Origin of the sequence: Plantactinospora sp. WMMB782 (genome assembly GCF_049179135.1) — a bacterium.
Lineage (GTDB): Bacteria > Actinomycetota > Actinomycetes > Mycobacteriales > Micromonosporaceae > Plantactinospora.
The window spans coordinates 7,848,346-7,866,915 of sequence record NZ_JBMHMC010000007.1 but is presented as its reverse complement, the minus strand read 5'-3'; the positions used below and the strand labels follow the sequence as shown (position 1 = coordinate 7,866,915).

Sequence of the window (18,570 nt, the reverse complement as noted above, 5' to 3'; positions counted from 1 at the left end):
GATGGACGAGCTGACCCGCATACCGGTCGGCGGCGACCGGCCGTACGACGTACTCGTCGGCCGGGATCTGCTGGCCGCGTTGCCGCCACTGCTTGACGGTGCCGAGCGCGCCGCCGTGCTGCACGCCCCGCCGCTGAAGGCGCACGCCGACGAGCTTGCCGAGCGGCTGCGCGCCGCCGGCATCGAACCGCTCACCGTGCCGGTGCCGGACGCCGAGGCCGGCAAGGACATCGAGGTGGCGGGCGACTGCTGGGCGCGACTGGGCGCGGCGGGCTTCACCCGTACCGACGCGGTGGTCGGGGTCGGCGGCGGTGCGGTGACCGACCTGGCCGGCTTCGTCGCCGCCTGCTGGCTGCGCGGGGTCCGCTGGGTGCCGGTGCCGACCTCGCTGCTCGGCATGGTCGACGCGGCGGTCGGTGGCAAGACCGGGATCAACACGGCCGCCGGCAAGAACTTGGTCGGCGCCTTCCACCCGCCGGTCGGGGTGCTCTGCGACCTGGGGATGCTCGACTCGCTGCCGGCGGTGGACCTGACCGCCGGGTTGGCCGAGGTGGTGAAGTGCGGCTTCATCGCCGATCCGGCCATCCTGGACCTGATCGAGTCCGACCCTGCCGCCGCGACGGACCCGGCCGGGCCGGTGGTTCGGGAGCTGGTCGAGCGGGCGATCCGGGTGAAGGCCGACGTGGTCTCCGGGGACCTGCGCGAGGCCGGCCGGCGGGAGATCCTGAACTACGGCCACACCCTCGGGCACGCGATCGAGAAGGTGGAGGGCTACCGCTGGCGGCACGGGCACGCGATCTCGGTCGGCCTGGTCTACGCCGCCGGGCTGGCCCGCCGGGCCGGCCGGCTGGACGAGTCGACCGCGGCCCGGCACCGGGCCCTGCTGACCACGCTCGGGCTGCCGACCAGCTACCGGGCGGACGCCTGGCCGGAGCTGCTGGCCGCGATGCGGGTGGACAAGAAGGCCCGGGGCAACCGGCTGCGTTTCGTGGTGCTGGACGGGCTGGCCGTGACCGGCATCCTGGACGGCCCGGACGACCAACTGCTCTTCGACGCCTACGCCGAGGTGGCGGAATGAAGGTCTACGTACTCAACGGGGTCAACCTGGGCCGGCTCGGCACCCGCCAGCCCGAGGTGTACGGCGCGACCAGCCACGCCGAGTTGGCGGCGAGCTGCCAGGCCACCGGCAAGGAGCTGGGGCTGGACGTGGAGGTCCGGCAGACCGACGTCGAGCCGGAGTTGATCGGCTGGCTGCACCAGGCGGCCGACGAGGAGGCGGGGGTGGTGCTGAACCCGGCCGCCTGGTCGCACTACTCCTACGCGCTCCGGGACGCCTGCGCGATGCTGCGCGGCCCGCTGGTCGAGGTGCACATCTCCAACATCCACGCCCGGGAGGAGTTCCGGCACCACTCGGTGGTCTCGGCGGTGGCGACCGGGGTGATCTGCGGCCTCGGGCTGGACGGTTACCGGCTGGCCCTGCTGCACCTGGCCGCGTTGCGGGACCGGTCCGCCCGGGGCTGACCGGCGCTGACCGGGCCTCCCGGGGCGGCGAAACGGGCTGGTCATCATCAACTGGACGCTGCTTGTAGACTTGCCGGGTCCGTCCGCCCGTATTGAAGATCAAGGCAGGAAATGGCCACCACCAACGACCTGAAGAACGGTCTGGTCCTCAACCTCGACGGCGAACTCTGGTCGGTCGTGGAGTTCCAGCACGTCAAGCCCGGCAAGGGTGGCGCCTTCGTGCGCACCACGCTGAAAAACGTGCTGTCCGGCAAGGTGGTGGACAAGACGTTCAACGCGGGCACCAAGGTCGACACGGCCACCGTCGACAAGCGGACCATGCAGTACCTCTACGCCGACGGCGAGGACTACGTCTTCATGGACCTGGAGACGTACGACCAGATTCCGGTTCCCGGCGGCACGGTCGGCGAGGCGGCCAACTACCTGCTGCCCGAGGCCGAGGCGATCGTCGCCACCCACGAGGGCGTGCCGCTCTACGTCGAGCTGCCGACAAGCGTCGTGCTGGAGATCACCTACACCGAGCCGGGCCTCCAGGGCGACCGCTCCACCGGTGGCAACAAGCCGGCGACTGTCGAGACCGGGGCCACCGTCCAGGTGCCGCTCTTCATCACCACCGGCGAGAAGATCAAGGTCGACACCCGCGACGGCCGCTATCTCGGCCGAGCCTGATGGCGGAGGGCCCCAAACAGCAGATGCCGGCCCGCCGCAAGGCGCGCAAGCGGGCCCTGGACGTCCTCTACGAGGCGGACCTGCGGGCCCGGCCGGTGGCCGAGGTGTTGACCGGCTATCTCCAGCGGTTGGAACGGCCGCACCCCGAGCACCTGGGCTACGCGATCGGGCTGATCGAGGGCGTGGCGGAGAACCAGGCCCGGATCAACGAGCTGATCGACAGCTACGCCGAAGGCTGGACGCTGGACCGGATGCCGGTGGTCGACCGTAACCTCGCCCGGATCGCCATCTACGAGCTGCTCTACGTCGACGAGATCGACGACGCGGTGGCGATCAGCGAGGCGGTCGAGTTGGCCCGGCAGATGTCGACAGACGACTCGCCCCGATTCCTCAACGGCCTGCTGGGCCGGATCGCCGAGTACGCCACCCGCTGAGCCGCTGCCTGCTGCCCGGATGCTGCCTGCTGCACCCGTGCTGCCCGCCGCCCGGGTGCGGCGCGGCCGATCGAGGCTGGCTGTCGAGCTGCCTTGTTCGCATCTCGCATCTCGCATGTCCGGGACGGTTTGGTTGCCGTGGGCGGTTCGGTCGCCGTGGGTTGTCTGTGGTGGAGACTGTCGAGCTGCCCCGTCTGCGCTCCCGCTGAACGCCCGGCGTGCCCGGCGGCGGCCGGCTCTGCCGGGTCGCGGACGGGCAGTCGATGGGCGCACAGGCGGGGCAGCTCGACAGTCTCCGCGTCGAGGTAGCCCTGCCAGCAGGCGGGGGCCGGGCGAGACTGCGGGGCCGGGCGAGACTGCGGGGCCGGGCGAGACTGCGGGGCCGGGGGAGCTTGCGGGGCCGGGCGAGCTTGCGGGGGCCGGGCGAGGCCGGAAACGGCTCGCGGGGTCCGTGCCGGGTGGGCACGGACCCCGCGATGCCGGGTGGTCAGGACGCGAAGAGCGCCCGGGGATCGGCGACGAGCACACCGTGCTCGGTGAGCCGCTCGATCAGGCCGGAGGGGGAGGAGTCGTAGACGATCGCGAGCGCCCGGAGGTCGTCCGCGCGAATCGACAGCACCCGTCCGTTGTAGTCGCCACGCTGCTGCTGGATGGCCCGGGCATAGCGGGCGACGTAGGCGAGATCCTCGGATGCCTCGTCGTACAGGCGCTCGAGGTCGAGCACGATCTTGTTCGTCGGCTCGTGACGGACGCCACTGCCGTCGGGCAGCAGTTCCGAGACGGGCACCCGGTAGAAGTCCGCGAGTTCGGCGAGACGGGACACCGTCACCGCCCGGTCGCCCCGCTCGTACGAGCCGACCACGACGGCTTTCCACCGTCCGTTTGACTTCTCCTCCACCCCCTGCAGGGAGAGTCCCTGCTGCTGACGGATAGAGCGCAGGCGCGCGCCCAACGACTTGGCGTATTCAGAGGGCATTCGGCACTCCCAGTGCTGGTCGGGGATCTCCCCAGCGATCGCTACGGAGCGTGACGGTACGGGGATTACGACACGTGGTCAAGTGCTAGTTACCTACCTATTACAAAGATCGTGTTCGGCCGGGCGGTTTCGACTTGCTGATCCGAGGGTCAGCGGCCCGCCGAGGCCGGCGCCGTGGCCAGTGGTAACGTGACGAGAGCCCCGGCCCGGGCCCCGCGAGGCAAGCGCCGGAATCCGACGTCCTTTAACGACCCGTCCCGTGAGGCGGGGAAGGGGGTCCGCCGTGGCGTACCCGCAGGCTGCCCAGCCGCAGCCGCCCCCACCACCGTCCGTGAAGGTCATCCTGACCAGCGCCGAACTGGCCCGGGTGGTGGACCGCATCGCACACCAGATCCTGGAGAAGACCCAGGGTGCCGCCGGTACCGTACTGCTCGGTATCCCCACCCGGGGCGCTCCGCTGGCCCGCCGGCTGGCGGCCCGGATCAACGCCTTCGAGGGCATCGCCGTACCGGTGGGTGTGCTCGATATCACTCTCTACCGTGACGATCTCCGCCGGCACGCGGTACGCGCGATCGGGCCGACCCAGGTGCCCCCGGAGGGGATCGACGGCAAACGGGTGATCCTGGTCGACGACGTCCTCTTCTCCGGCCGGACCGTCCGGGCCGCCCTGGACGCGCTGAACGATCTCGGCCGGCCCAGCTCGGTGCAGCTCGCCGTACTCGTCGACCGGGGCCACCGGGAACTGCCGATCCGGGCCGACTACGTGGGGAAGAACATCCCGACGGCGCTCGCCGAGAGCGTCAAGGTGACCCTCGCGGAGACCGACGGCACCGACGAGGTCAAGCTGATCGGAGGGGCGGCATAGTGCTCAAACATCTGCTTTCCGGGGCTGATCTCGACGCGGCCACCGCGACGCTGATCCTGGACACCGCCGCCGAGATGGCGACCGTGGCCGGCCGCGAGGTGAAGAAACTGCCGGCGCTGCGCGGCCGTACCGTGGTCAACCTCTTCTACGAGGACTCCACCCGGACCCGGATCTCCTTCGAGGCGGCGGCGAAGCGGCTCTCCGCCGACGTGATCAACTTTTCCGCCAAGGGCTCCAGCGTCTCCAAGGGCGAGAGCCTGAAGGACACCGCGCTGACCCTCCAGGCGATGGGGGCCGACGCGGTGGTGATCCGGCACCCCGCCTCCGGGGCGCCGCACCGGCTCGCCAACTGGGTCGAGGGCTCGGTGCTCAACGCCGGGGACGGCACCCACGAACACCCGACCCAGGCGCTGCTGGACGCGTACACGATGCGGTCCCGGCTGGGCCGGGTGGCCGGCCTCTCGGTCGCGGTGGTCGGGGACGTGCTGCACAGCCGGGTCGCCCGCTCCAACGTGCTGCTGCTGGCCACCCTGGGCGCCAAGGTGACCCTGGTCGGGCCGCCGACGCTGATCCCGGTCGACATCGGCACCGCGCTGGCACCCGGCACCGAGGTCTCCTACGACCTCGACGCCGTGCTGCCCACCTCGGACGTGGTGATGATGCTGCGGGTGCAGCGGGAGCGGATGGCCGACTCCTTCTTCCCGTCCGCCCGGGAGTACGCCCGGCGCTACGGGCTCGACGGGCCCCGGATGGCCCGACTCCCGGACCACGCCATCGTGATGCACCCGGGTCCGATGAACCGCGGGATGGAGATCGCGCCCGAGGTGGCCGACTCGTCCCGCTCCACGATCGTCGAACAGGTCGCCAACGGCGTCTCCGTCCGGATGGCCGTCCTGTACCTGCTGCTGGGGGGAATGAACTGATGACCGAGTTGACGGCCGGAGGTGACCCGGAGGCCGCGTACCTGATCCGGGGCGTGCGGGTGCTCGGCGCCGAGCCGACCGACCTGCTGCTGACCGGCGGGGTGGTCGCCGAGACCGGGTCCGGCCTGGCCGCCCGGGGAGCCCGGGTGGTCGACGGGGACGGGCTTGTCGCGCTGCCCGGCCTGGTCGACCTGCACACCCACCTGCGGGAGCCGGGCCGGGAGGACGCCGAGACGGTCGAGTCCGGCTCGCGGGCGGCGGCGCTGGGCGGCTACACCGCCGTCTGCGCGATGGCGAACACCTCGCCGGTCGCCGACACGGCCGGCGTGGTCGAGCAGGTGTGGCGGCTCGGCCGGGAGGCCGGACTTGTCGACGTGCAGCCGATCGGCGCGGTCACCGTCGGGCTGGCCGGCGAGCACCTGGCCGAGCTGGGCGCGATGGCCGAGTCCGCCGCCCGGGTCCGGATCTTCTCCGACGACGGGCACTGCGTCGCCGACCCCCGGCTGATGCGCCGGGCGCTGGAGTACGTCAAGGCGTTCGACGGGGTGATCGCCCAGCACGCCGAGGAGCCCCGGCTGACCGAGGGCGCCCAGATGCACGAGGGCGAGGTCGCAACGAGGCTCGGCCTGACCGGCTGGCCGGCGGTGGCCGAGGAGGCCATCATCGCCCGGGACGTGCTGCTCGCCGAGCACGTCGGCAGCCGGCTGCACGTCTGCCACCTCTCCACCGCCGGCAGCGTCGAGGTGCTCCGGCACGCCAAGGCCCGGGGCGTCCGGGTCACCGCCGAGGTGACCCCGCACCACCTGCTGCTGACCGACGAACGCGCCGCAAGTTACGACCCGGTGTTCAAGGTGAACCCGCCGCTGCGTACCGCCGCCGACGTCACCGCGCTGCGCGCCGCACTCGTCGAGGGGATCATCGACGTCGTCGCCACCGACCACGCCCCGCACGCGCTGGAGGACAAGGAGTGCGAGTGGGCGTACGCCCGGCCGGGGATGCTCGGGCTGGAGACGGCGCTCCCGGTGCTGCTCGACGTACTCGGCGAACGGTGGGACCTGATCGCCGAGCGGATGTCCCGGACCCCGGCCCGGATCGCCGGGCTGGCCGAGCACGGCCGGACCCCCGCACCGGGAGTACCGGCGAACCTGACCCTGGTGGACCCGGCCGCCCGACGCACCGTCGACCCGGGCGAGCAGGCCAGCCGCAGCCGCAACACCCCATACGCCGGGCTGACCCTGCCCGGCCGGATCGTCGCCACCTTCCTGCGCGGCGAGCCGACGGTGCTGGACGGAAAGGCCGTGAAGTGATCCGAGCGAGGAGTGAGCTTGCGAGCCCCGCAGTCCGGATCGGGGGCGAGGCATGAGCGGGCGGCGGCGACCCGCGATCCTGGTCCTGGAGGACGGCCGGAGCTTCCGTGGCGAGGCGTACGGCAGCGTGGGGGAGACCTTCGGCGAGGCGGTCTTCAACACCGGGATGACCGGCTACCAGGAGACGCTCACCGACCCGTCGTACCACCGTCAGGTGGTGGTGCAGACCGCGCCGCACATCGGCAACACCGGGGTCAACGACGAGGACGACGAGTCGGGCCGGATCTGGGTGGCCGGGTACGTCGTCCGGGACCCGGCCCGGCTCGGCTCCAACTGGCGGGCCACCGGCGCCCTGGAGGACCGGCTCGCCACCGAGGGCGTGGTCGGGATCGCCGGGGTGGACACCCGGGCGCTGACCCGGCACCTGCGGGAGCGCGGCGCGATGCGGGTCGGCATCTCCAGCCGGACCGAGGACCCGGCGGAGCTGCTGGTCCGGGTGCGCCAGGCGCCGAAGATGACGGGTGCCGACCTCTCCGCCGAGGTGACCACCGCGAAGCCGTACGTCGTGCAGGCCGAGGGGGAGCACCGGTTCACGGTGGCCGCTCTCGACCTGGGGATCAAGCGGAACGTGCCGCGTCGGCTCGCCGCGCGCGGGGTCACCACGCACGTGCTGCCGGCCTCGTCCAGCATCGAGGACCTGCTGGCCACCGGCGCCGACGCGGTCTTCTTCTCGCCCGGTCCGGGCGACCCGGCCACCGCCGGACATCCGGCCGGCCTGGCCCGCGAGGTGATGCGCCGACAGCTCCCGCTGTTCGGGATCTGCTTCGGCAGCCAGATCCTCGGCCGGGCGCTCGGCTTCGGCACCTACAAACTGGGGTACGGCCACCGGGGCATCAACCAGCCGGTGCTGGACCAGGCCACCGGCAAGGTCGAGGTGACCAGCCACAACCACGGGTTCGCGGTCGACGCGCCGCTGAACAAGGTGATCGACACCGACTTCGGCGGGGTCGAGGTGAGCCACGTTTGCCTGAACGACAACGTGGTCGAGGGGCTGCGGGCGAAGGACGTGCCCGCGTTCACCGTGCAGTACCACCCGGAGGCGGCGGCCGGCCCGCACGACGCGGACTACCTCTTCGACCGCTTCGCCGAGCTGATCGGCGACAGGCAGAGTGAAGGCGGCAAGCATGCCTAGGCGGACAGACCTCAAACACGTACTTGTGATCGGGTCGGGGCCGATCGTGATCGGCCAGGCCTGCGAGTTCGACTACTCCGGCACCCAGGCGTGCCGGGTCCTGCGCGCCGAGGGGCTGCGGGTCAGCCTGGTCAACTCCAACCCGGCGACCATCATGACCGACCCGGAGTTCGCCGACGCAACCTACGTCGAGCCGATCACTCCGGAGTTCGTCGAGCTGGTGATCGCGAAGGAGCGGCCGGACGCCCTGCTGCCCACCCTGGGCGGGCAGACCGCGCTGAACACCGCGGTGGCGCTGCACGAGTCCGGCGTGCTGGCCAAGTACGGCGTCGAGCTGATCGGCGCCGACATCGACGCGATCCGGCGCGGTGAGGACCGGCAGCTCTTCAAGGAGATCGTCGCCAAGGCCGGCGGCGAGACCCCGCGCAGCCGGGTCTGCCACTCGATGGACGAGGTCCGGGCCACCGTCGCCGACCTCGGCCTGCCGGTGGTGATCCGGCCGTCGTTCACGATGGGCGGGCTCGGCTCCGGGATGGCGCACACCGACGAGGACTTGGAGCGGATCGCCGGAACGGGGCTTTCCGCCAGCCCGGTGCACGAGGTACTCATCGAGGAGAGCGTGCTCGGCTGGAAGGAGTACGAACTCGAACTGATGCGGGACAGGCACGACAACGTCGTGGTGGTCTGCTCGATCGAGAACGTCGACCCGATGGGCGTGCACACCGGGGACAGCGTGACCGTCGCCCCGGCGATGACCCTCACCGACCGGGAGTACCAGCGGCTGCGCGACCTCGGCATCGCGGTGCTCCGCGAGGTCGGGGTGGACACCGGCGGCTGCAACATACAGTTCGCGGTAAACCCGCGCGACGGCCGGCTGGTCGTGATCGAGATGAACCCCCGGGTCTCCCGGTCGTCGGCGCTGGCGTCCAAGGCGACCGGCTTCCCGATCGCCAAGATCGCCGCGAAGCTGGCTGTCGGTTACACGCTGGACGAGATCCCGAACGACATCACCCTGAAGACTCCCGCCGCGTTCGAGCCGACCCTCGACTACGTGGTGGTGAAGATTCCCCGGTTCGCCTTCGAGAAGTTCCCGGCCGCCGACCGGGAACTCACCACCACGATGAAGTCGGTCGGCGAGGCGATGAGCCTGGGCCGGAACTTTCCCGAGGCGCTGAACAAGGCGATGCGCTCGATGGAAACCAGGGAGGGCGGCTTCTGGACCACGCCGGACCCGGAGGGCGCGACCCTGGAGTCGACCCTGGCGGCGCTGCGGATGCCGCACGACGGGCGGCTCTACGGCGTCGAGCGGGCGTTGCGGCTCGGTGCCTCGGTGGCCCAGGTCGCGGAGGCGTCCGGCGGGATGGACCCCTGGTTCCTGGACCAGATCGCCGGGCTGGTCGAGCTGCGCGCCGAGATCGTCGCCGCCGCCGTACTCGACGAGGAGCTGCTGCGCCGGGCCAAGCGGGCCGGCATCTCCGACCGGCAGCTCGCCGCGCTCCGCCCGGAACTCGCCGCCGAGGACGGGGTGCGGACGCTGCGGCACCGGCTCGGGGTACGCCCGGTCTACAAGACCGTCGACACCTGCGCGGCCGAGTTCGCCGCCGGTACGCCGTACCACTACAGCAGTTACGACGAAGAGACCGAGGTGACCGGATCGGACCGGCCCAAGGTGCTGATCCTGGGTTCCGGTCCGAACCGGATCGGCCAGGGGATCGAGTTCGACTACTCCTGCGTGCACGCCGTGATGGCCCTCCGGGAGGTCGGCTACGAGACGGTGATGGTCAACTGCAATCCGGAGACCGTCTCCACCGACTACGACACCGCCGACCGGCTCTACTTCGAGCCGCTGACCTTCGAGGACGTGCTGGAGGTCTGGCACGCCGAGGACAGCTCGGGCAGGGCGGCCGGCGGGCCGGGCGTGGTCGGGGTGATCGTGCAGCTCGGCGGGCAGACCCCGCTGGGCCTGGCACAGCGGCTCAAGGACGCGGGTGTGCCGATCGTCGGCACCAGCCCGGAGTCGATCCACCTGGCCGAGGAGCGGGGCGCGTTCGGCGCGCTGCTGGACCGGGCCGGGCTGCGCTCGCCCGCGCACGGCACCGCCACCTCGTTCGAGGAGGCCCAGGGAATCGCCGCCGAGATCGGCTATCCGGTACTGGTCCGGCCGTCGTACGTGCTCGGCGGGCGGGGCATGGAGATCGTCTACGACGACGAGACGCTGCGCGGGTACATCAACCGGGCCACCGACATCTCGCCGGACCATCCGGTGCTGGTGGACCGCTTCCTCGACGACGCGATCGAGATCGACGTTGACGCGCTCTGCGACGCCGACGGCGAGGTCTACGTCGGCGGGGTGATGGAGCACATCGAGGAGGCCGGCATCCACTCCGGCGACTCGTCCTGCGCACTGCCGCCGATCACGCTGGCCAGCTCGCACCTGGCGGCGGTACGCCACTACACCGTGCAGATCGCCCGGGGCATCGGGGTGCGCGGCCTGCTCAACGTGCAGTACGCGCTCAAGGACGACACCCTCTACGTGTTGGAGGCGAACCCGCGGGCCTCGCGTACCGTGCCGTTCGTCTCGAAGGCGACGGCGGTGCCGCTGGCCAAGGCGGCGGCCCGGATCATGCTCGGCGCCACCATCGCCGAGCTGCGCGCCGAGCGGCTGCTCCCGCCCAGCGGGGACGGCACGACCACCCCGGCCGACGCCCCGGTGGCGGTGAAGGAGGCGGTGCTGCCGTTCAAGCGGTTCCGTACCCCGACCGGCAAGGGCATCGACTCGCTGCTCGGCCCGGAGATGAAGTCCACCGGCGAGGTGATGGGCATCGACACCGCCTTCGGGCACGCCTTCGCCAAGTCCCAGGCGGCGGCGTACGGCTCGCTGCCGGTCAAGGGCAAGGTCTTCGTCTCGGTGGCCAACCGGGACAAGCGCGGCATGATCTTCCCGGTCAAGCGCCTCGCCGACCTCGGCTTCGAGATCGTCGCCACCACCGGCACCGGTGAGGTGCTGCGCCGGCACGGCATCTCCTGCACGCTGATCCGCAAGCACTACGAGGAGGGCGCCGACTCGCCGGACGCGGTCTCGCTGATCGCGGCCGGCGAGGTGGACCTGGTGATCAACACCCCGCAGGGTTCCGGGGCGAGCGCGCGTTCCGACGGGTACGAGATCCGCAGCGCGGCGGTCGGCGCGGACATCCCGTGCATCACCACCGTGCCGGGTGCGGCGGCGGCGGTGATGGGGATCGAGGCGCTGATCCGGGGCGACATGGCGGTCCGGCCGCTCCAGGAGCTGCACGCGGCACTGCGGGCCGGCGAGTGAGCGCGCCGACCAGCACGGCGCCGGGCCGGAGCGCGGCGGGCGGGGGAGCGGTCTTCGACCGGATCGTCCGGCCGGCGCTGTTCCGGCTCGGCGGCGGGGACGCCGAGACCGCGCACGAGTGGACGCTGCGCCGGCTGGCCGGGTTGTCCCGCAGCCCGGCCGCGCTGGCGCTGCTGCGCGCCCGGTACGCCGTCGCCGCCCCGCGCACCGTCTTCGGGGTCAGCTTCCCCAACCCGGTCGGGCTGGCCGCCGGGATGGACAAGGACGGCGCCGCGCTGCCGGCCTGGCCGGCACTCGGCTTCGGCTTCGTCGAGGTCGGCACGGTCACCGCGCGCCCGCAGCCGGGCAACCCCCGGCCGAGGCTGTTCCGGTTGCCGGAAAGCGCGGCGGTGATCAACAGGATGGGCTTCAACAACGCCGGGGCGGAGGCGCTGGCCGCCCGGCTGGCCGCGCTGCGCCGGCCGCTGGGGGTGCCGCTCGGCATCTCGCTCGGCAAGTCCAGGGTCACCCCGCTGGCGGACGCGGTCGCCGACTACCTGGACTCGTACCGGGCGCTGGCGCCGTACGGGGACTACTTCGCGGTGAACGTCTCCTCGCCGAACACCCCGGGGTTGCGTAAGTTGCAGGACGCGGCGCATCTCGACGCGCTGCTGACCGCCCTGGTGGGTGAGAAGCCGGTCCTCGTCAAGATCGCTCCGGACCTGACCGAGCCGGCCATCGCGGAACTGCTGGCGGTCTGCCTGGACCGGGGTGCGGCCGGGGTGATCGCCACCAACACCACGCTGGGCCGGGACGGGATCGCCGACTCCGACGCGCACCGGGCCGGCGAGCCGGGCGGGCTCTCCGGGCGGCCGTTGACCGCGCGTACCCGCGAGGTGGTCTCGTTCGTGCGCCGCGAGACCGGCGGCGCGCTGCCGGTGGTCGGGGTGGGCGGCATCCTCGACCCGGCCGACGCCACCGCGCTGCTCGACGCCGGAGCCGACCTGGTGCAGCTCTACACCGGCTTCGTCTACGGCGGGCCGGGACTGGTCCGCGCGGTGGCCCGGGCGACCGCGCGGTGAGCACCGGGGAGCCCCCGACAGCGGGGCCGCAAGGTACGCCGATGACCCCGGCGCAGATCGTCGAGGCCGACCGGGCGCACGTCTGGCACCCGTACGCCCCGATGCCGGCCCGCACCGACCCGTACGTGGTGTCCGGCGCCGAGGGGGTGCGGCTGCGCCTGGCCGACGGGCGGGAACTCGTCGACGGGATGTCGTCGTGGTGGGCGGCGATCCACGGCTACCGGCATCCGGTGCTGGACGCCGCCGTCACCGACCAGCTCGGCCGGATGAGCCACGTGATGTTCGGCGGGCTGACCCACGAGCCCGCCGTCCGGCTCGCCGGCACCCTGGTCCGGCTCACCCCACCCGGCCTGGAGCACGTCTTCCTCTGCGACTCCGGCTCGGTCTCGGTCGAGGTGGCGGTCAAGATGGCGGTGCTGTACCAGCGGGGCCGGGGGCGGCCGGAGCGGCACCGGCTGGCGACCTGGCGGGGCGGCTACCACGGGGACACCTTCCACCCGATGAGCGTCTGCGACCCCGAGGGCGGGATGCACTCGCTCTGGACCGGCGTACTGCCCCGGCAGGTCTTCGCCGGCCCGCCCCCGCCCGGCGTCGACACCCCGGTCGACCCGGCGTACGCGAGCGCGCTCGCCGACGCGCTGCACCGGCACGCGGGCGAACTGGCGGCGGTGGTCGTCGAGCCGGTGGTGCAGGGTGCCGGCGGGATGCGCTTCCACAACCCGGAGTACCTGCGGCTGCTCCGGGAGGTCTGCACCGCGCACGACATCGTGCTGATCTTCGACGAGATCGCCACCGGCTTCGGCCGGACCGGGGCGCTCTTCGCGGCGGAGCACGCTCGGGTCACCCCGGACGTGATGTGCCTGGGCAAGGCGCTCACCGGCGGCTACCTGAGCCTGGCCGCCACGCTCTGCACCCCGGCGGTCGCCGACGGCATCTCCGCGACCGGGGTGCTGGCGCACGGTCCGACCTTCATGGGGAACCCGCTTTCCTGTGCCGTCGCGAACGCCTCCATCGGGCTGCTGGAGGCCGGAAACTGGGCATCCGACGTTTCGAGGATCTCCGCCGCGCTCTCGGCCGGCCTGGCGCCGTTACGGGGCGCCGCCGGGGTGGCCGACGTCCGGGTGCTCGGCGCGATCGGTGTGGTGCAGCTCGACCACGACGTGAAGCTGGCCGAGGCGACCGAAGCGGCGGCGGCACACGGGGTCTGGCTGCGCCCGTTCCGGGATCTGGTCTACACGATGCCGCCGTACGTCACCGGCGACGCCGACCTGTCCCGGATCTGTACGGCGATCGGCGCCGCTGCCGCCGCCGGCTGACCGGCACCGCTCGCCCGTGCACCGGGCGGTCGACGGCCGGGTGTACCTGACAGATGGTCGCGGCTACCTGGCAGAGGGTCACGGTGGTCGTCGGAGGAGGGAGAGTCCGATGGAGAACTTCGGCAGTCGGTTGCACCGGGCGATGGCGGAGCGCGGACAGCTCTGCGTCGGCATCGACCCGCACCCCGGACTGCTCGCCCGCTGGGGGTTGCCCGACGACGTCGACGGGTTGACCCGGTTCTGCGGGACGGTGGTCGAGGCGCTCGGCGACCGGGTCGCGGTCTTCAAGCCGCAGTCGGCGTTTTTCGAGCGGTTCGGCTCGCGCGGGGTCGGAGTTCTTGAGTCAATTATCCGACAGTTGCGGGGCGCGGGAGCGCTCGTTCTGCTTGACGTCAAGCGCGGCGACATCGGCTCCACGGTCGCCGCGTACGCCGACGCGTACCTCGATCCATCCAGCCCGATGTATGTCGACGCGATCACCGCGAGCCCCTTCCTCGGGGTCGGCTCGCTCGCCCCGATGTTCGACACGGCACGCAAGTACGGCGGCGGCGTCTTCGTGCTGGCGCTCACCTCGAACCCCGAGGGCGCGAGCGTGCAGCGTGCCGTCGGCGCGGACGGACGGACGGTCGCGCAAACGATCATCGAAGAGATTTCGCAGCTCAACAGGGGTGCGGAACCGCTCGGTAGCTTCGGGCTGGTGGTCGGCGCCACCGTCGGCGAGACCGGACACGACCTCTCCGGGGTGGGCGGCCCGCTGCTCGCTCCGGGCCTCGGCGCGCAAGGTGCACGCCCCGACGACCTGCGTACGGTCTTCGGCGGCGAGCTCGCCAAGGTGCTCCCGTCGTACTCCCGGGAGGTGCTCGGAGCGGGCCCGGAGTCGGCCGCGCTGCGCGCCGCGGTGGACCGGACGCTCGCCGATTGTCGGGCCGCACTGACCGCTGCCGGTCAGTGATCTTCCGATTACGCTGACATGATCATGGCGTGCCCACGTTGCCGAAAGCTCCGATGGCCGCTAGTTTTCCCCGCGCTGGGAACCACATACCCCTTTGGTTGCCAGGCACACCACGTTTCACAGATGCGACGGCGCGTCCCGCCCGTCGCGATAGGGACCTGAGGAGAACTGGTGCCGCTCCCCCAACTGAGCCCCGAACAGCGCGCAGCCGCGCTGGAGAAGGCCGCGGAGATCCGCAAGGCCCGGGCGAAGCTCAAGGAAGAGCTCAAGCAGGGCAAGACCAACCTCGCCGCCGTCCTCGACCGTGCGGAGTCGGACGACGTCGTCGGCAAGCTGAAGGTATCGGCCGTACTTCAGGCCATGCCGGGAATCGGCAAGATCCGAGCCACCCAGATCATGGAGAAGCTCAAGATCGCCGACAGCCGTCGCCTCCGTGGCCTCGGCGAGCAGCAGCGCAAGGCACTGCTTGGAGAATTCTCGGCGAACTAGCTCCAGCCGCCGTGTAGAAACAAGCAGTGGGTACGCATGACGATGTCCGCCCAGCGGCTCGTCTCACGGTCCTTGCCGGTCCCTCCGGGGCCGGCAAGGACAGCGTGACGCAACTCGTCCGGGCCCGATCGCCACGGCTGTGGCTGCCGGTCCCGGTCACCACCCGCCCCGCTCGGCGATACGAGGTCGACGGGGTGCACTACCACTTCGTCGACCGGGCCGAGTTCGGCCGGCTGCTCGACGGCGGGGCGCTGCTGGAGTGGTCGGACATCGGCGTCCACCGGTACGGCACCCCCGCCGGGCCGGTGCGGCTCCGGTTGTCGACCGGTCGGCCGGTGCTGCTCCCCATCGACCTGCGCGGGGCCCGCCAGGTGCGCACGGCGCTGCCGTCGGCCCGACTGGTCTACCTCGCCCCGAGCCGGGCCGACGCCGACGCGGCCGGTCGGGAATTCGACGCCACGGTCGTCAACGACGTTGTCGGGCGTGCCGCTGACGAACTGGTAAGCTTGCTCGGTTCGTCCTTTCTGACGCCGACCTGAGACACGCCGACCCGGGCCTTCCCCGCCAGGGGTCATGCCGGTTCGCCCCGCCAGGGGTCATGCCGGTCCGGTCGGCGCGGATTCGGGTCGGGCACAGACCGAGTCGGGCACAGACCTGAGCCAACTCCGACCCGACCGCCACGCCCGGCGGTCGAGAGACACCGAGGTTTATCTCCCGTGGGATCCATCGCCAGTCCCGAAGGCATCACCAACCCGCCGATCGACGAGCTGCTCGAGAAGACCACCTCGAAGTACGCTCTGGTGATCTTCGCCGCCAAGCGTGCCCGCCAGGTGAACGCCTACTACAGCCAGCTCGGCGAGGGCCTGCTCGAGTACGTCGGCCCGCTGGTGGAGACCACTCCGCAGGAGAAGCCGCTCTCGATCGCGATGCGGGAGATCAACGCCGGTCTGCTCACCGCCGAGCCGACCGACCAGCCGTAGGGCCGCACCGGGCGTTCGCGATGACCGAGGTCGTGCTCGGGGTGGGCGGCGGAATCGCCGCCTACAAGGCCTGCGAGCTGCTCCGGCTCTTCACCGAGTCGGGGCACCGGGTCCGGGTGGTGCCGACCGCCTCCGCGCTGCATTTCGTCGGTGCGCCGACCTGGGCGGCCCTGAGCGGCCAGCCGGTCGCCGACGACGTCTGGGCCGACGTGCACGAGGTGCCGCACGTCCGGCTCGGCCAGGCCGCCGACCTGGTGGTGGTCGCCCCGGCAACGGCCGACCTGCTGGCCAGGGCCGCGCACGGGCTCGCCGACGACCTGCTCAGCAACACCCTGCTGACCGCCCGCTGCCCGGTGGTGCTCGCCCCGGCGATGCACACCGAGATGTGGGAGCACCCGGCCACGGCGGAGAACGTGGCCACGCTGCGCCGCCGGGGCGTGCTGGTGATCGAGCCGGCGAGCGGCCGGCTGACCGGCGCCGACACCGGCAAGGGCCGGCTGCCGGACCCGGCCGAGATCTTCGCGGTGGCCCGCCGGGTGCTGGCCCGGGGCGTCGCCGAACCCCGCGACCTGGCCGGTCGGCGGGTGGTGGTGACCGCCGGTGGCACCCGCGAGCCGCTGGACCCGGTCCGGTTCCTCGGCAACCGCTCGTCGGGCAAGCAGGGCTACGCCTTCGCCCGCACGGCGGTGGCCCGGGGAGCCCGGGTGACGCTCGTCGCCGCGAACGTCGCCCTGCCGGACCCGGCCGGCGCGGAGGTGGTCCGGGTCTCGACCACCGAGGAGCTGCGCAAGGCCACCCTGGAGGCCGCCGAGACCGCCGACGCCGTGGTGATGGCGGCGGCACCGGCGGACTTCCGGCCGGCGACGTACGCCGCCCAGAAGATCAAGAAGTCGGACCGGGGCGGCGCGCTCACCGTCGAACTGGTGGCCAACCCCGACATCGCCGCCGAGCTGGGCGAGCGTCGGCGACCGGAGCAGGTGCTCGTCGCCTTCGCCGCCGAGACCAGCGACGCCGAGGCCAACGCCCGGGCCAAGCTGGCCCGTAAGCGGGCCGACCTCATCGTGGTCAACGAGGTGGGGCCGGACAAGGTGTTCGGTGCCGACCACAACACCGCGGTCGTACTCGGCGCTGATGGTTCGACGACAGCGTTTCCGGAGCAATCCAAGGAAGATCTCGCCGACGGCGTCTGGGATCTGGTAGTAACGCGCTTAACCGGCCTGTCATGACCGGGCAGCACGCTACCGGGCAGGGTCGGGGGACCGGGCGGCCGTGACTACACTGCCGCGTCAACTGAATTCGGAATCTTTAGGAGCACCGTGGTACGTCGCTTGTTCACCTCGGAGTCGGTCACGGAAGGCCACCCCGACAAGATCGCTGACCAGATCAGCGACGGCATTCTCGACGCGCTGCTGGACCAGGATCCGCGGAGCCGGGTCGCGGTCGAAACTCTCATCACGACCGGCCAGGTGCACGTCGCGGGCGAGGTGACCACGAAGGCGTACGCCGACATCCCGGCGATCGTCCGCGAGACGATCCTCGGTATCGGCTACGACTCGTCGAAGAAGGGCTTCGACGGCGCTTCCTGCGGCGTCAGCGTGTCGATCGGCTCGCAGTCGCCGGACATCGCGCAGGGTGTGGACAGCGCGCTCGAGCTGCGCTCCGGCTCCTCGGAGAGCGCGCTGGACGCCCAGGGCGCCGGCGACCAGGGCATGATGTTCGGCTTCGCCTGCTCGGAGACGCCCGAGCTGATGCCGCTGCCGATCGCCCTGGCGCACCGGCTGGCCCGCCGGCTCTCCGCCACCCGCAAGGACGGGACCATCCCCTACCTGCGACCGGACGGCAAGACCCAGGTGACGATCGAGTACGACGGGCTGCGCCCCGTCCGGCTCGACACGGTGGTGGTCTCCAGCCAGCACGCCGCCGACATCTCGCTGGAGTCGCTGCTCACCCCGGACATCCGCGAGCACGTCATCGCGCCGGAGCTGGAGGAGCTGGGCCTCGACATCAGCGGCTACCGGCTGCTCGTCAACCCGACCGGCCGGTTCGAGATCGGCGGCCCGATGGGCGACGCCGGGCTGACCGGCCGCAAGATCATCGTTGACACCTACGGCGGGTACGCCCGGCACGGCGGCGGGGCGTTCTCCGGCAAGGACCCCTCCAAGGTCGACCGCTCGGCCGCGTACGCGACCCGCTGGGTGGCGAAGAACGTGGTCGCCGCCGGGCTGGCCGAGCGCTGCGAGGTCCAGGTGGCGTACGCGATCGGCAAGGCGCACCCGGTGAGCACCTTCATCGAGACCTTCGGCACCGAGAACGTGCCGGTGGACCGGATCGAGCACGCGGTCCGCGAGGTCTTCGACCTCCGGCCGGCGGCGATCATCCGGGACCTGCACCTGCTCCGCCCGATCTACCGGCAGACCGCCGCATACGGCCACTTCGGCCGTGAGCTGCCCGACCTGACCTGGGAGAGCACGGACCGCGCCGCCGACCTCAAGTCGGCCGCGGGAGCCTGACGACCGGCAAGCGCAGCGACCGGCAGCCCGCATCCGGGCTGCCGGTCGCTCGCGTCTGC

Annotated in this window: 18 protein-coding genes; 17 read left to right on the top strand and 1 reads right to left on the bottom strand. The window is 71.9% G+C overall.

The window, feature by feature from the left end; all coding sequences use genetic code 11:
- Position 1 precedes the first annotated feature (1 nt).
- The 4 genes from aroB to nusB all read left to right on the top strand — a co-directional run bounded on the left by aroB (position 2) and on the right by nusB (position 2,624).
- Positions 2 to 1,078 carry a 3-dehydroquinate synthase gene (gene aroB / locus ACN28A_RS37045; RefSeq protein ID WP_421403538.1) on the top strand — a complete coding sequence of 359 codons (1,077 nt, stop codon included), beginning with the start codon at positions 2 to 4 and terminating at the stop codon, positions 1,076 to 1,078.
- Positions 1,075 to 1,521: a type II 3-dehydroquinate dehydratase gene (aroQ, locus tag ACN28A_RS37040; RefSeq protein ID WP_421403536.1), complete on the top strand. Its 447-nt coding sequence runs from the start codon at positions 1,075 to 1,077 to the stop codon at positions 1,519 to 1,521. The genes aroB and aroQ overlap by 4 nt, the downstream gene beginning before the upstream one ends.
- A 111-nt stretch (positions 1,522 to 1,632) precedes the next feature.
- Positions 1,633 to 2,190, top strand: a complete 558-nt coding sequence (gene efp / locus ACN28A_RS37035) for an elongation factor P (protein WP_421403534.1) — start codon at positions 1,633 to 1,635, stop codon at positions 2,188 to 2,190.
- Between the two features lie 23 nt (positions 2,191 to 2,213).
- A complete protein-coding gene (gene nusB, locus ACN28A_RS37030; protein ID WP_421404840.1) occupies positions 2,214 to 2,624 on the top strand; it encodes a transcription antitermination factor NusB in 411 nt (136 codons plus the stop codon).
- 487 nt (positions 2,625 to 3,111) lie between these two features.
- Here the strand turns inward: nusB and ACN28A_RS37025 are convergent, their stop codons facing one another.
- Positions 3,112 to 3,600, bottom strand: a complete 489-nt coding sequence (locus ACN28A_RS37025; protein ID WP_101366736.1) for a transcriptional regulator — start codon at positions 3,598 to 3,600, stop codon at positions 3,112 to 3,114.
- A 283-nt stretch (positions 3,601 to 3,883) separates the two neighbouring features.
- On the opposite strand from ACN28A_RS37025, the gene pyrR reads away from it, so the two are divergent.
- The 13 genes from pyrR (at position 3,884) to metK (ending at position 18,511) form a co-directional block, all read left to right on the top strand.
- Entirely contained in the window at positions 3,884 to 4,465 is a 582-nt protein-coding gene (pyrR, locus tag ACN28A_RS37020) for a bifunctional pyr operon transcriptional regulator/uracil phosphoribosyltransferase PyrR (protein ID WP_421403532.1), read from the top strand.
- Positions 4,465 to 5,388 (top strand): aspartate carbamoyltransferase catalytic subunit, encoded by a 924-nt coding sequence (locus ACN28A_RS37015; RefSeq protein ID WP_421403530.1) that lies wholly within the window; start codon positions 4,465 to 4,467, stop codon positions 5,386 to 5,388. The genes pyrR and ACN28A_RS37015 overlap by 1 nt, the downstream gene beginning before the upstream one ends.
- The gene (locus ACN28A_RS37010; protein ID WP_421403528.1) at positions 5,388 to 6,695 is read left to right on the top strand and encodes a dihydroorotase; all 1,308 of its coding nucleotides are present in this window, start codon (positions 5,388 to 5,390) and stop codon (positions 6,693 to 6,695) included. Before ACN28A_RS37015 ends, ACN28A_RS37010 begins: the two co-directional genes overlap by 1 nt.
- 52 nt (positions 6,696 to 6,747) lie before the next feature.
- Positions 6,748 to 7,887 carry a glutamine-hydrolyzing carbamoyl-phosphate synthase small subunit gene (gene carA / locus ACN28A_RS37005; RefSeq protein WP_421403526.1) on the top strand — a complete coding sequence of 380 codons (1,140 nt, stop codon included), beginning with the start codon at positions 6,748 to 6,750 and terminating at the stop codon, positions 7,885 to 7,887.
- Positions 7,880 to 11,203, top strand: a complete 3,324-nt coding sequence (carB, locus tag ACN28A_RS37000) for a carbamoyl-phosphate synthase large subunit (protein ID WP_421403525.1) — start codon at positions 7,880 to 7,882, stop codon at positions 11,201 to 11,203. Before carA ends, carB begins: the two co-directional genes overlap by 8 nt.
- Positions 11,200 to 12,264 carry a quinone-dependent dihydroorotate dehydrogenase gene (locus ACN28A_RS36995; RefSeq protein ID WP_421403523.1) on the top strand — a complete coding sequence of 355 codons (1,065 nt, stop codon included), beginning with the start codon at positions 11,200 to 11,202 and terminating at the stop codon, positions 12,262 to 12,264. Before carB ends, ACN28A_RS36995 begins: the two co-directional genes overlap by 4 nt.
- 41 nt (positions 12,265 to 12,305) lie before the next feature.
- Positions 12,306 to 13,580: an adenosylmethionine--8-amino-7-oxononanoate transaminase gene (locus tag ACN28A_RS36990; RefSeq protein ID WP_421403521.1), complete on the top strand. Its 1,275-nt coding sequence runs from the start codon at positions 12,306 to 12,308 to the stop codon at positions 13,578 to 13,580.
- A 109-nt stretch (positions 13,581 to 13,689) separates the two neighbouring features.
- A complete protein-coding gene (gene pyrF / locus ACN28A_RS36985; protein ID WP_421403519.1) occupies positions 13,690 to 14,532 on the top strand; it encodes an orotidine-5'-phosphate decarboxylase in 843 nt (280 codons plus the stop codon).
- A gap of 171 nt (positions 14,533 to 14,703) precedes the next feature.
- Positions 14,704 to 15,021, top strand: a complete 318-nt coding sequence (gene mihF / locus ACN28A_RS36980) for an integration host factor, actinobacterial type (protein ID WP_101366727.1) — start codon at positions 14,704 to 14,706, stop codon at positions 15,019 to 15,021.
- A gap of 26 nt (positions 15,022 to 15,047) precedes the next feature.
- Complete coding sequence (locus tag ACN28A_RS36975; RefSeq protein ID WP_421403516.1) at positions 15,048 to 15,560, top strand: guanylate kinase; 513 nt, start codon at positions 15,048 to 15,050, stop codon at positions 15,558 to 15,560.
- Between the two features lie 177 nt (positions 15,561 to 15,737).
- Positions 15,738 to 16,001: a DNA-directed RNA polymerase subunit omega gene (gene rpoZ, locus ACN28A_RS36970; protein WP_101366725.1), complete on the top strand. Its 264-nt coding sequence runs from the start codon at positions 15,738 to 15,740 to the stop codon at positions 15,999 to 16,001.
- 20 nt (positions 16,002 to 16,021) lie between these two features.
- Positions 16,022 to 17,227 (top strand): bifunctional phosphopantothenoylcysteine decarboxylase/phosphopantothenate--cysteine ligase CoaBC, encoded by a 1,206-nt coding sequence (gene coaBC, locus ACN28A_RS36965; RefSeq protein WP_421403514.1) that lies wholly within the window; start codon positions 16,022 to 16,024, stop codon positions 17,225 to 17,227.
- A 90-nt stretch (positions 17,228 to 17,317) separates the two neighbouring features.
- The gene (metK, locus tag ACN28A_RS36960; protein WP_421403512.1) at positions 17,318 to 18,511 is read left to right on the top strand and encodes a methionine adenosyltransferase; all 1,194 of its coding nucleotides are present in this window, start codon (positions 17,318 to 17,320) and stop codon (positions 18,509 to 18,511) included.
- Positions 18,512 to 18,570: the final 59 nt, after the last annotated feature.

Coding starts and splice junctions, on each gene's coding strand:
- aroB (WP_421403538.1), top strand. CDS start 2: ATGGACGAGCTGACCCGCATACCGGTCGGCGGCGACCGGCCGTACGAC.
- aroQ (WP_421403536.1), top strand. CDS start 1,075: ATGAAGGTCTACGTACTCAACGGGGTCAACCTGGGCCGGCTCGGCACC.
- efp (WP_421403534.1), top strand. CDS start 1,633: ATGGCCACCACCAACGACCTGAAGAACGGTCTGGTCCTCAACCTCGAC.
- nusB (WP_421404840.1), top strand. CDS start 2,214: ATGCCGGCCCGCCGCAAGGCGCGCAAGCGGGCCCTGGACGTCCTCTAC.
- ACN28A_RS37025 (WP_101366736.1), bottom strand. CDS start 3,600: ATGCCCTCTGAATACGCCAAGTCGTTGGGCGCGCGCCTGCGCTCTATC.
- ACN28A_RS37010 (WP_421403528.1), top strand. CDS start 5,388: ATGACCGAGTTGACGGCCGGAGGTGACCCGGAGGCCGCGTACCTGATC.
- carA (WP_421403526.1), top strand. CDS start 6,748: ATGAGCGGGCGGCGGCGACCCGCGATCCTGGTCCTGGAGGACGGCCGG.
- carB (WP_421403525.1), top strand. CDS start 7,880: ATGCCTAGGCGGACAGACCTCAAACACGTACTTGTGATCGGGTCGGGG.
- ACN28A_RS36990 (WP_421403521.1), top strand. CDS start 12,306: ATGACCCCGGCGCAGATCGTCGAGGCCGACCGGGCGCACGTCTGGCAC.
- pyrF (WP_421403519.1), top strand. CDS start 13,690: ATGGAGAACTTCGGCAGTCGGTTGCACCGGGCGATGGCGGAGCGCGGA.
- coaBC (WP_421403514.1), top strand. CDS start 16,022: ATGACCGAGGTCGTGCTCGGGGTGGGCGGCGGAATCGCCGCCTACAAG.